8 protein-coding genes are annotated in these 11,388 nt (G+C 73.0%); all 8 read right to left on the bottom strand.

Features of this window, described 5'->3' with window-relative positions; genetic code table 11:
* Positions 1-100: 100 nt before the first annotated feature.
* Positions 101-583, bottom strand: a complete 483-nt coding sequence (locus ITJ48_RS07360) for a MarR family winged helix-turn-helix transcriptional regulator (RefSeq protein ID WP_194612989.1) — start codon at positions 581-583, stop codon at positions 101-103.
* A gap of 194 nt (positions 584-777) precedes the next feature.
* Complete coding sequence (locus ITJ48_RS07365) at positions 778-2,085, bottom strand: ice-binding family protein (RefSeq protein ID WP_194612990.1); 1,308 nt, start codon at positions 2,083-2,085, stop codon at positions 778-780.
* A gap of 221 nt (positions 2,086-2,306) precedes the next feature.
* Positions 2,307-4,526, bottom strand: a complete 2,220-nt coding sequence (gene yicI, locus ITJ48_RS07370) for an alpha-xylosidase (RefSeq protein WP_194612991.1) — start codon at positions 4,524-4,526, stop codon at positions 2,307-2,309.
* Between the two features lie 115 nt (positions 4,527-4,641).
* The gene (locus ITJ48_RS16640; protein ID WP_194612992.1) at positions 4,642-5,565 is read right to left on the bottom strand and encodes a carbohydrate ABC transporter permease; all 924 of its coding nucleotides are present in this window, start codon (positions 5,563-5,565) and stop codon (positions 4,642-4,644) included.
* Positions 5,562-6,536: a carbohydrate ABC transporter permease gene (locus ITJ48_RS07380; RefSeq protein WP_228506225.1), complete on the bottom strand. Its 975-nt coding sequence runs from the start codon at positions 6,534-6,536 to the stop codon at positions 5,562-5,564. The genes ITJ48_RS16640 and ITJ48_RS07380 overlap by 4 nt, the downstream gene beginning before the upstream one ends.
* On the bottom strand, positions 6,529-7,824 hold the full coding sequence (locus ITJ48_RS07385) for an ABC transporter substrate-binding protein (protein ID WP_228506226.1): 1,296 nt from the start codon (positions 7,822-7,824) through the stop codon (positions 6,529-6,531). The genes ITJ48_RS07380 and ITJ48_RS07385 overlap by 8 nt, the downstream gene beginning before the upstream one ends.
* A gap of 70 nt (positions 7,825-7,894) precedes the next feature.
* Complete coding sequence (locus ITJ48_RS07390; protein WP_194612994.1) at positions 7,895-9,961, bottom strand: beta-galactosidase; 2,067 nt, start codon at positions 9,959-9,961, stop codon at positions 7,895-7,897.
* Positions 9,962-10,099: 138 nt separating this feature from the next.
* Positions 10,100-11,116 carry a LacI family DNA-binding transcriptional regulator gene (locus ITJ48_RS07395; RefSeq protein ID WP_194612995.1) on the bottom strand — a complete coding sequence of 339 codons (1,017 nt, stop codon included), beginning with the start codon at positions 11,114-11,116 and terminating at the stop codon, positions 10,100-10,102.
* Between the last annotated feature and the right edge of the window lie 272 nt (positions 11,117-11,388).

The raw sequence follows: 11,388 nt of genomic DNA on the forward strand, positions 1-11,388 counted from the left end.
CCGTCTCGCCCCGGGACGACAGGATGCTCGGGACGAGACGGGACAGCCAAGCCCGCGACGAAGGAGGCGCGCGGCGCGACCGCAGACCGGTCGCGGACGGTCAGCTCGCGGGCAGCAGGACGTCGGGCGCGGCGCCGTCGGCGTAGCCCGACGTGACCCCGGCCAGCAGCACGACCAGTCGGCGCGACTCGACGTCGCCGAGGCCGGCGACCCCCGCGAGGGCCCCGAGCCTGTCCCCGCCGGCGGCCGCGAGCACGGCGGCGTGCACCGCGGGCGTCAGCGCGAGCCGGATCCCCCGGCCATCGGCCGGGTCGGGCCGACGGACCAGGTAGCCCCGCCCCTCGAGCCGCACGACGACGGGCGACATCGCGCTCGTCGAGATGCCGAGGTGGGCGGCGACGTCGACGGGGCGGGCGTCGGCACCACGCAGCTCGAGCCGCGCGAGGAACTGGACGGCGGCGAGCTCGCTCGCCCCGATCCCCAGCTTCCTGCGGAGCCGTGCCCGGAAGAGGGCCTCGGCGTCTTGCATCGCGTGGATGGCGGCGAGAACGCCGTTGTCGCCCTCGGTCGTCTCGTCGGTCATCGGGACCTCTCGATCGGGCCGCGGGCGTCCGTGTCGTGCGGAGGACGAGCGCAGGCGCCCATGCAAGCACACCTGCGGCTCCGCCACGGCCGCGGCGCGACCCGCCGACCCTCCGACCGGCCGGGGCGTCGGGGCGGACGGCCGGGTCAGCCGGTCAGCAGGCCGGTCAGCCGGTCAGCCAGCCGGCCAGAGGATCAGCGGGCGACGTGCGCGCCGCGGCGGCGACGCGTCGCGGCCGTCACGACGAGCGCGACGCCCGACAGCAGCGCGAGCCCGGCGAGCAGCGCGGGCACCGTGCTCTCGGCGCCCGTGTTCGCGAGGCGCCCGGCGGAGAGCTGGCCGCGGGTGCGGTCGGCGACGGGCGTGACCGGGACGCCGGGCGTCACGGGCGGTGTGGTGACGGGCGGCGTCGTGACGGGCGGCGTCGTGACGGGCGGCACCACGACCGGCGGCACGACCGCAGCCGCGTCGACGGTGATCACGTACGTCTCGCTGTCGGCCGGGGCGTCCCCGTTCGACGCGGTGATCGTGACGGTCGTCGAGCCGGGCGTGGTGGGCGTGCCCGAGATGATCCCGGTGCCCGAGTCGAGGCTCAGCCCGGCGGGCAGGGTGCCCGCCGTCACGGTGTAGGCCGGCGAGGGAGCGCCGGTGGCCGTCACGGGGAACGTGTACGGGGTGCCCGCGGTGGCGGTGGTGGGCGCGCCGGAGGTGATGGTGGGGTTGCTGGTCACGTCGCCGGCCGCGCAGTCCTCCGGGACCGTGATCGCGTCGTTGATCAGGGTGACGGCGCCGGTGCGGGCGAGGAGGCGGCCGACCACGGTCGCCCCGTTCGTGGCCGAGATCGACTCCTGCGCCAGGACGGTGCCGCGGAACTGCGCGGCGCTGCCGATGGTCGCCGAGCTGCCGACCTGCCAGAACACGTTGCAGGCGCTGGCGCCCGGGCTGAAGACCATCGTCGTGTCCCCGCCGATCGTCAGCGCGCTGGCGACCTGGATCACCCACACCGAGTCGGCGGTCCCCTCGAAGCGGAGCGTGCCGGTGTCGGCGAGCTGGACCGCCTGTCCGGAGTAGACGCCCGGGGTCAGCGAGCGCCCGTTCAGCTCGGTGATGCCGGACTCCTGCGGGGTGAGCGAGGCGGCGACGCCGTAGGCGGTCGTCAGGTCCTGCTGTGCCAGGGCCGCCGCGGGGTCGTTCACGTGCTGGACTCCCCCGACGACCGTCCCGGGCCCGCCGGGCACGTCGAAGCCGCTGACCGCGCTGCCGGGGCTGAGCCCGAGGTCGCCGTCGACGACGCTGGCGCCGGTGTTCGTCACCGCCGAGCCGGCGAGCACGCCGTAGGTGGCGGCGGTGCCGAGCCCGACGGGGCCGCCGATCACCGTGTCGGCGGCGGCCGGCGACGCCCCCGAGAGCGAGAGGCCCGCCGTGAGCGTCAGTGCGGCGGCCACGCCGAGCACGACGACCGTCCGCGGCGAGGAGGAGAGGGTGGACGTCGTGCGGGCCATGGCGGCACCTGACTGCGGAGAGGAGGCACCAGAGCACACGTGTCGGACGTGCTGATGTTCCCCGTTGCCTGAGATATACGCCTGATCCACGACAAGCACAATGATCGCGCTAGTTCTCTCGGCTGACGTCCGAGCGGCCGTACCCCGACCGGTGGCGTCGCCCCGTACCCGGGCTGGCCCCCGGTCGAGGGCCAGCCCGGTTCGACAGATCGGACGGCAGCCTAGGAGGCGCGCACCACCAGGGCAGGCAGGGTCGCGCCCTCGGGCCCGGTCACCTCCGCCGCGCCTCCTCGCCTCTCGACGCGGAAGACGGTCGGCTCGGCCGTCGCCTGGTCGGTGACCGTGACCTCTCGCACCCCGTCGGGACCGGGGAACACGTGCAGCGTCAGCCCGTCCAGGTAGTCGTAGTCGGGCCGGTCGTCGCGGGCACCGACGGGCACGACCGCTCCCTCGCGCACGTACAGCGGCAGGGTGTCGAAGCCGTGCCGCTCGGTGCGCCACGACCCGCCCTCGACGACCTCGCCGGTGAACCAGTTCGTCCAGCGGCCGTGCGGCAGGTACACCTCGACGGTGCCGTCGGCCGAGAACACCGGCGCGACGAGCAGGTCGGGGCCGAGCATGTACTGCGTGTCGACGTGCACGACGGCGCGGTCGCGGTCGAACTCGAGCACCATCGGGCGCATCACCGGGATGCCCTTCTCGTGCGCCTCGACGCCCGCCTGGAACAGGTACGGCATCAGCGACAGCTTGAGCTTCGTGAACGACCGCGTGACGTCGACGGCCTCGTCGTCGAACAGCCACGGCACCCGGTACGAGCTCGAGCCGTGCAGGCGCGAGTGCGACGAGAGCAGGCCGAAGGCGAGCCAGCGCTTGAAGACGCCCGCGTCGGGCAGCCCCTCGAAGCCGCCCATGTCGTGCGCCCAGAACCCGAAGCCGCCCATCGAGAGCGACAGCCCGCCGCGCAGCGTCTCGGCCATCGACACGTGGCTCGACGAGTTGTCGCCGCCCCAGTGCACGGGCATCGTCTGGCCGCCGACGGTCGCCGAGCGGGCGAAGACGACGGCGTCGCGCTCGCCCCGCTCGTCGACGAGCACCTCGTGCACCGCCTGGTTGTACAGCTGCGCGTACAGGTTGTGCATCGCCTCGGGGTGGCTGCCGTCGTGCCAGACGACGTCGGTCGGGATGCGCTCGCCGAAGTCGGTCTTGAACGAGTCCACGCCCTGCGCCGTGAGCTGCCGAAGGTAGCCCTGGTACCAGGCCACCGCCTCCGGGTTCGTGAAGTCGACCAGCGCCATGCCGGCCTGCCACATGTCCCACTGCCAGACGTCGCCGTTCGCCTTCGTCACCAGGTACCCCGCCGCGGCGCCCTCGGCGAAGAGCGGCGAGCGCTGCGCGATGTAGGGGTTGATCCAGACGCAGACGTGCAGGCCCTTCTCGTGCAGCCGGGCGAGCATCGCGTCGGGGTCGGGGAACGCGCGCGGGTCCCAGACGAAGTCGGTCCAGCTGAACTCGCGCATCCAGAAGCAGTCGAAGTGGAACGCCGACAGCGGCAGGTCGCGCTCCGCGAAGCCGTCGATGAACGACGTGACCGTCGCCTCGTCGTAGTCGGTCGTGAAGCTCGTCGTCAGCCAGAGGCCGTAGCTCCAGGCCGGCACGAGGGCGGGCCGGCCGGCGAGCGCGGTGTAGCGCTCTAGCACGTCCTTGCCCGTCGGCCCGGCGATGACGAGGTACTCGAGCGACTCGCCCTCGACCGAGAACTGCACGCGCTCGACCGACTCGGTGCCGACCTCGAACGAGACCGCGCCGGGGTCGTCGACGAGCACGCCGTAGCCCTTGTTCGTCAGGTAGAAGGGCACGTTCTTGTAGGCCTGCTCGCTCGACGTGCCGCCGTCGGCGTTCCAGATCTCGACGGTCTGGCCGTTCTTGACGAGCGGCCCGAAGCGCTCCCCCAGCCCGTAGACGTGCTCGCTGACGCCGAGGTCGAGCTGCTCGTGCACGAACGACCGGCCGGAGGCGTCGGTCACGTACCCGACGGAGCGGTGCCCCGACCCGGTCAGCCGTTCGCCGCCCGAGCTGAACTCGAGCGACCAGGGGGCGCCCTCGCCCACGGTCGCGGTGAGCGCCCCCGAGGTGAGCGTGCCGACGCCGTCGACGACGCTGACCTCGCCGACCCGCGAGCCGTCGTCGCCGGGCAGGTCGAACCCGCCGCGGCCGCGCGCGCCCTGGTGGTGGTCGATGCGGACGCGGATCACGCCCTCGGCCGGCGACGACAGCGACACGGTGAGCATCGGCCGGTTGAGGGTGTCGCCGCGCCCGGCGATGCGCTTGGTCGGGGCGTAGGCGACGAGGCCGCCGTCCTGCTCCCAGACGTCGTGCGCCTCCTGGGCGTACAGGGCGGTGACGCCGGGCAGGATCTCCCAGTAGCCGTCGGTGAACTTCATGCGGTGCTGCCTTCCGGGTGCGCGGGGTGCGAGGAGGAGGTGGCCGGGGTGGAGGTGGCCGGTGAGGAGGCGGCCGAGCGCCCGGGGGCCTCGGAGGTGCCGTTCGGGTCGGTCATCAGCCCTTCAGCCCTCCCGAGATCAGGTCGAGCCGCCAGAAGCGCTGCAGGAACAGCACCAGCAGCGTCAGCGGGATGATCGACACGGCCGCCCCGGTGATGGCGAGCGAGTACAGCGCCGGTGCCCCGGACCCCTTCGACAGCAGCGTGTAGAGGCCGACGGTGAGCGGGTAGTCGGCCTGGTCGCTGAGCATCACGAACGGCAGCAGGAAGTTGTTCCAGATGCCGACGAACTGCAGCAGGAACACGGTCACCATGCCGGGCACCATGATCGGCAGCACGATGTGCCGGAAGATCCGCCACTCGCCCGCGCCGTCGATCCGCGACGCCTCGAGGATCTCCTGCGGCACCGCCGACTGCGCGAACACCCGCGAGAGGTAGATGCCGAACGGGCTGATGATGATCGGCAGCAGCACCGAGATCGGTCCGCCCGCCAGCCCGATCTCGCTGAGCAGGATGTACTGCGGGATCGCCAGGGTGATGCCCGGGATGAGCACCCCCGCGAGGATCATGAAGAAGATCAGGTTCCGCCCGCGGAACGCGAACTTCGCCAGGGCGTACCCCGCCATCGTCGAGACGAGCGTCGACAGCACGCCGCCGACCCCGGCGTAGAGCAGCGAGTTCGCGGCCCACAGCCCGTACTGGCCGCCCTCGTACGCGAACAGGTCGCCGAGGTTGCCGAGCAGGCCGGTGCCGGGGGCGAACGAGAACGAGGTGAAGAGCTCGCCCGGCGACTTCGACGAGGCGATGAACACCCAGCCGACCGGCACGAGGCAGTAGAAGGCGCCGATCAGCAGCACGATCGTGGGCAGCAGCTTGCCCTTGCGGGCGGCGCGGGCGGCACCGGGGCGGGCCGTCCTGCGGTCGCCCTCCGCGCCTCCTCGTCGGGAGCCCGCGCGGGGGCGCGTGTCGAGCGCGGTCACGAGACGCCCTCCTTCCGGCGGCGGTTCGCGACGGCGAGCACGATCGCCGAGAGGGCGACCGTCCCGAGCGCGAGGATGGTCGAGGAGGCGGCGGCCGACGGGAGGTCGTCGGTCAGGAACGCGTCGCGGTAGATGGTCATCAGCGGTGCCCAGCTCTGGGTGATCTCGGTGGTCAGGGGACGGAGGGTGTTCGGCTCGCCGTACAGCTGCAGCGTGCCGATCAGCGCGAAGACGCCGGTGAGGACGAGCGCGGGGACGACGAGCGGCACCTTGATGCGCAGGGCCACCTGCAGCTCGCTGGCGCCGTCGAGGCGGGCCGACTCGTAGATCTCGGCGGGGATGCCGCGGAGCGAGGTGTAGATGATGATCATGTTGAAGCCGACCCCGCCCCAGATGGCGATGTTGGCGAGCGACCCGAACAGGCCGTCGGCCTCGAGGAACGGGATCGGCCCCCAGCCGAGGGCGTTCGTCACGTACGAGAACGGGCTCGTGCTCGGCAGGTACATGAAGCCCCAGAGCAGCGCCGCGGTGATGCCGGGCACGGCGTAGGGGATGAAGATCGCCGTGCGCGCGAACCGCTTGGCACGGACGGCGGGCACGTCGAGCAGCAGCGCGAACAGCAGCGCGAGCCCGAGCGTCAGCGGCACCGCGATGACGCCGTAGATGCCGAGCCGGCCGAAGCTGGCGAGCAGCTCGGCGTCCTGCAGCACGGCGACGTAGTTGTCGAGGCCGACGAAGCGGTCGACGCGGACGCCGAGCACCGACGCCCCCTCCTCGATCCGGTAGGCCCGGAGGCTCGACCAGATCGTGTAGCCGAGCGGGATCAGCATGAACACCACGAACAGCACGACGGCCGGCGCGACGAACAGGTAGGGAGCCAGCGGGCTCCGGCGGCGGCCGCGTGCCGGGCGCGGGGCCGGGCTCGCGGTCACGGGGTGCGTCATCTCGGGGCGCAGCGCGGTGTCAGCCATTCGTGGTCACCTGGTATCCCACTTCCTCCATGTCGGCCACGACGACGGCCTGGGTCGCGACGAAGGCGTCGCGCCACGGGGTGCCGGCCCTGATCGCGGCGTTGAGCTCGTCGGTGAGCGTGGTCGTCGCGAGCGCGACGTTGGGTCCCCACGTGGTGGGGAGGACGTCCTCCGAGACCTCGGCGGCCACGTCGTAGAACTCGGTCTGCTGCGGCATCAGCGAGGGCGGCGCGTTGCCGATCGCGAGCTCCTGGCCCTCGATCGACGCGGGGTAGACGCCGCGCACGTCGAGCAGCGACTGGTTGCCCTCGGTGCTCGCGTTCATCCACTTCGCGAACGCCGCCGCCTCCTCGGGGTGCTCGCTGTTCTTCGTGACGATCAGGGCCGAGCCGCCCTGGAACGGCACCGCGGCGTCGCCGGGCGTCCACTCGGGCAGCGGCGTGATCTCCCACGATCCGGAGGTGTCGGGAGCGACGCCGCCGAGCACGCTCGGCGCCCAGATGCCCGCGGCCCAGCCGCCGATCGTGCCGTCGTTGACGCGCTTGTTGTACTCGGGCGACAGCACGGGGTCCGTGTCGATCGAGCCGTCGGCGGCGAGCTGCTCGAAGAAGTCGGCGACCTCGAGCATCCGCTCGTCGGCGATGCCGACCGTCCAGCCGTCCTCGTCGACCGACCACCAGTCGGCACCGGCCTGCGCCGAGACCCCGGCCCAGAAGCCGAGCTCGCCGGCCGGGACCGCGGCGAGCACCGTGTCGGGCCGCTGCTCGTGCACGGCACGGGCGACGTCGCCGAACTCCTGCCACGTCGTCGGCACGGCCTGGCCCGTCTCGGCGAGCAGGTCGGCGCGGTAGGTGAGCACCATCGGCCCGGCGTCCTGCGGCAGGGCGTAGACCTGCCCGCCGAACGTGGTCTGGGCCCAGGTGCCCTCGGTGAACGCGTCGTCCACGTCGGCCACCAGGTCGGTGATGTCGCGCGGCACGTCGGCGATCACCAGCGACGGGATCGTCGTGTACTCGGCCAGCGCCACGTCGGGGGCGTTGCCGGCCCGGCTCGAGGTCAGGAGCTTCGCGGCCGAGTCCGTGCCGCCTCCGGCGTCGGTGTGCCGCACCTGGACGTCCGGGTTCGCGGCGTTCCAGAGGGCGACCTGCTCGCCCTGGCCGACCCCCCAGCCCCAGTACTCGAGCCGGACGACGTCGTCGCCGCCCACGGCGGAGCAGCCGCTCAGCGCGGCTCCCCCGATCAGGAGGGTCGCCAGCGCGGCGGCCCTCACGGTCTTCGGGTGTCTCATCTGCATCTCCTTCGACGCGGGTGCCGCCCGGGTGAGGGTCGGCGGAAGGTGTTCGGGTGGTGGTGCGTGCTCAGCTCGCCGGGGTCTCCTCGATCACGGCCACCGCGCCGGCGGGCACGGTGAACGAGCCGTCGGCACGCTCGCCCGACACGAGGTCGATGCCGGTCGCCTCGACCTGCTGGTCGACGTCGCCGTGGTTGATCGCGAAGAGCCACGACCCGGTCGAGGAGGTGCGGCGCACCCTCTCGAGGCCGTCGTCGCCGACCGCGGTGGGCGCGATCGCCTGCTCGGCGACCAGGTCGTCGACGAGGGCGGCGAGCGAGGCGTCGTCGAGGTGCGTGGTGAGGTAGAGCGCCGCTCCGCCGCCCGGGACGTCGCGGCGGAAGGTCGCGGGGTGCCCGGCGAGCTGGCCCGTGACGTAGGTGCTCGTGACCGTGGCGGCCGCGCCTCCGGCCCAGGCGCGGGGCTCGGCGAGCTCGCTCCAGACGCGGCCGCGGCGGCCGTCGGACAGCTCGACCTCGGCGCCCTGCAGCAGCGGGAAGAACTCCTCCGAGCGCACGCCGAGCAGCTCGCGCAGCACGCCGGGGTAGCCGCCCTCGACGACGCGGTTGTGCCGGTCGACGATGCCGGAGAACGGGGTGACGACGACGGTGCCGCCTCGGGCGACGACCTGCTCGAGGCCGGCCACCGCCTCCTCGGGGCACAGGTAGAGGGTCGCAACGACGACGAGGTCGTAGCCGGAGAGGTCGCTCGTCGGCGCGACCACGTCGACGGCCACGCCCGTGCGCGTCAGCGCTCGGTGGAACGCGAGCGGCTGGTCGAGCGCCCTGACGTCGACGCTCGGGTTGTTGCCCGAGCGGAGCGCGTTCGGGCTGATCTCGTCGAAGAGGATCGCCACGCGGGCCTGCTCGACGGTCGACCCGCGCACGGCGCCGATGCGGCGCAGGGTCGCGCCGAGCGCCTCCACCTCGCGGTAGACGCGGCTGTCGGCACCGGCGTGCGGCACGACGGACGAGTGGTGCTGCTCGCTGCCCGCGGTCGACTGGCGCCACTGGAAGAACAGGGCGCCGTCGGCTCCGCGCGCGACGTGCGCCAGGCTGTTGCGGGCCAGCTCGCCGGGCGACTTGGCGCGGTTGCGCGGCTGCCAGTTGACGGCCGAGGTCGAGTGCTCGATCAGCAGCCAGGGCTCGCCCTGCGACATGCCGCGGGTCCGGTCGGCGCTGAAGGCCAGCTCGCCCCAGCGCTCGGGGTCGACGCCGATCGTGTAGTGGTCGTTGGCGACGAGGTCGACCTCGCGCGCCCAGCCCGCGTAGTCGTGCACGCCCGGGTGGTTCTGGATCATGAAGTTCGTCGTGATCGGCACGTCGGGCGTCACGCGCCGCAGCACCTCGCGCTCGGCGAGGTAGTGGCCGAGCAGGGCGTCGCTGCTGAAGCGCTCGAAGTCGAGCAGCAGGCCGGGGTTGTGGCTCGTGCCGGTGAATCGGGGCGCCTCGACCTGGTCGAACGACGTGTAGCGGTGGCCCCAGAAGGCCGAGCCCCAGTGCGCGTTCAGCGCCTCGACCGTGCCGTGCCGCGCCTCCAGCCAGGTCGAGAAGGCGGCCGAGGTCTCGTCGCTGAAGCAGTGCGAGTTCTCGTTGCCGAGCTCGTTGCTCACGTGCCAGAGGCGGAGGGCCGGGTGGTCGGCGTAGCGGGCCGCCATGGTCTCGACGAGCCGCAGCGCGTAGCGGCGGAACACCGGGGAGCTCGGCGACCAGCCGAGCCGGCCGCCCTGCGAGACCCGCACGCCGCGGTCGGTGACGAGGCCGATCTCGGGGTGCGCCCGGAACAGCCAGATCGGGGGCGCCGCGGTCGGGGTGGCGAGGTTCACGCCGATGCCGGCGTCGGCCAGCAGGTCCATCGCGCGGTCGAGCCAGCCGAAGTCGAACTCGCCGTCGGCGACCTCGAGCAGGCCCCACGAGAAGACGGCGAGGTTGATGCTGTTCACCCCGGCGCGGCGCATGAGGGCGACGTCGTCGGCCCAGAGCTCCTCGGGCCACTGCTCGGGCGACCAGTCGCCGCCGAGGGCGAGGCCGTCGGTGATCCAGGGGAAGGTGCGGGGCTCGGGCAGGTCGCGGGAGCGGGACGTCAGCGTCGACATCGGGGGCCTCTCGGTGGGGGGTGGAAGTGGTGGGTGGCGGGTCGGGGGCGGTGCGGGCGGGTCGTCGTGGTCGTGGGCGGCCATGCGGCGTCGAAGCGCTTCGACGACGGGCCGTCGAGCGTCAGGTGCGTCGATAAGTCAGGAGACGGTGACCTCCGCCGTCGAGCGGCCCGCGATCCAGGTCGGCGCGATCAGCTGCACCTGATCCGTCGACCGGCCGTCGAGCTGGGCCATGGTCAGCTCGACCGCGCGGCGGCCCGACTCCTCGGCGGGCAGCGGCACGACGTCGAGCGCCGGCACGAACTCGGCCGTGTCGAAGCTCGAGCAGGCCGAGACGACGGACACGTCGTCGGGCACGCGCAGGCCGCGGGCAGCGAGCGACCGGAGCACGGTACGGTGGGCGCCCTCGTTGCAGTTCAGGACGAGCGCGGTCAGGTCGGGCAGCGCCTCCTGCAGCACCTCGACCGCGTCGCGCGGGTCGCCGGGCGCCGGCGCGTGGGCGACGGCGCCGCGCAGCCCGCGGGGGTCATCCTCGATCGCCGCGACGAAGGCGTCGCGGAACCGCGGCGCGAAGTTCGAGCCGTGCTCGTAGAGCGCCGCGGCGTGGCCGACCATGCCGATCGACCGGTGGCCCTGGTCGGCGAGGTGGCGGACCGACGTGCGCGCCGCCTCCTCGAAGTCGAAGTCGACGCACACGAGGCCGCTCGTGTCGCGGGGCACGCCGACGACCGTCGCGGGCAGGTCGAGCTCGCGCAGCAGCGGGAGGCGGGCGTCGTCGGTGTCGACGTCCATCAGGACCACGCCGTCGACCAGCTGGCTCGACGCCACCCGGCGGAGGCCCTCGAGCGGGTCGGCCTCGGTCAGCAGCAGGATGTCGTAGTCGTGGCGCCGGGCCGCCGTCGCGATCGCGACGACGAACGACATGAACGCGGGCGGGTGCGTCTCGGCGTGCATCGGGGCGCTGAGGGCGAGGATGTTCGTCCGCGTGCCGGCCAGCATGCGGGCTCCGGCGTTGGCGCGGTAGCCGAGGTCGCGGACGGCGGCGTCGATCCGGAGGCGGGTGTCGGCCCGGATGGACCGCTTGCCGCTGAGCGCGTACGAGACGGTGCTGATCGAGACGCCGGCGGCCTTAGCCACGTCGTGGATCGTGGTCATCTCGGCCTCCTCGTCGAGTCGTCGTTCGTGTGGTGCCGGCGTCGTGGCGAAGCGCTTCGACAGCCGTGTCGGACCTGAGACTAAGTCACCGTGAACGTTCACGCAAGGCTTGGGAGGACTTGTCGGCCCCCTTGCCTCTGCGCCGCCTGTGTGAATACGATGAGCCGATCCGCCCCTGGCCCCCGTTCGCGGGGCCGGCGAGGGCGGTCCTGCCTCGAGACGGCACGCGGCCACGACGACGTGGCGGAGTGGACTGTCCCGCGTCAGCTCGT

Origin of the sequence: Frigoribacterium sp. VKM Ac-2530 (assembly GCF_015350835.1) — a bacterium.
Classification (GTDB): domain Bacteria; phylum Actinomycetota; class Actinomycetes; order Actinomycetales; family Microbacteriaceae; genus Frigoribacterium.

Excerpts from the sequence above, each read along its gene's own strand:
- ITJ48_RS07380 (WP_228506225.1), bottom strand. The coding sequence starts at position 6,536 with ATGGCTGACACCGCGCTGCGCCCCGAGATGACGCACCCCGTGACCGCG.
- ITJ48_RS07365 (WP_194612990.1), bottom strand. The coding sequence starts at position 2,085 with ATGGCCCGCACGACGTCCACCCTCTCCTCCTCGCCGCGGACGGTCGTC.
- yicI (WP_194612991.1), bottom strand. The coding sequence starts at position 4,526 with ATGAAGTTCACCGACGGCTACTGGGAGATCCTGCCCGGCGTCACCGCC.
- ITJ48_RS07385 (WP_228506226.1), bottom strand. The coding sequence starts at position 7,824 with ATGAGACACCCGAAGACCGTGAGGGCCGCCGCGCTGGCGACCCTCCTG.
- ITJ48_RS07395 (WP_194612995.1), bottom strand. The coding sequence starts at position 11,116 with ATGACCACGATCCACGACGTGGCTAAGGCCGCCGGCGTCTCGATCAGC.
- ITJ48_RS07390 (WP_194612994.1), bottom strand. The coding sequence starts at position 9,961 with ATGTCGACGCTGACGTCCCGCTCCCGCGACCTGCCCGAGCCCCGCACC.
- ITJ48_RS07360 (WP_194612989.1), bottom strand. The coding sequence starts at position 583 with ATGACCGACGAGACGACCGAGGGCGACAACGGCGTTCTCGCCGCCATC.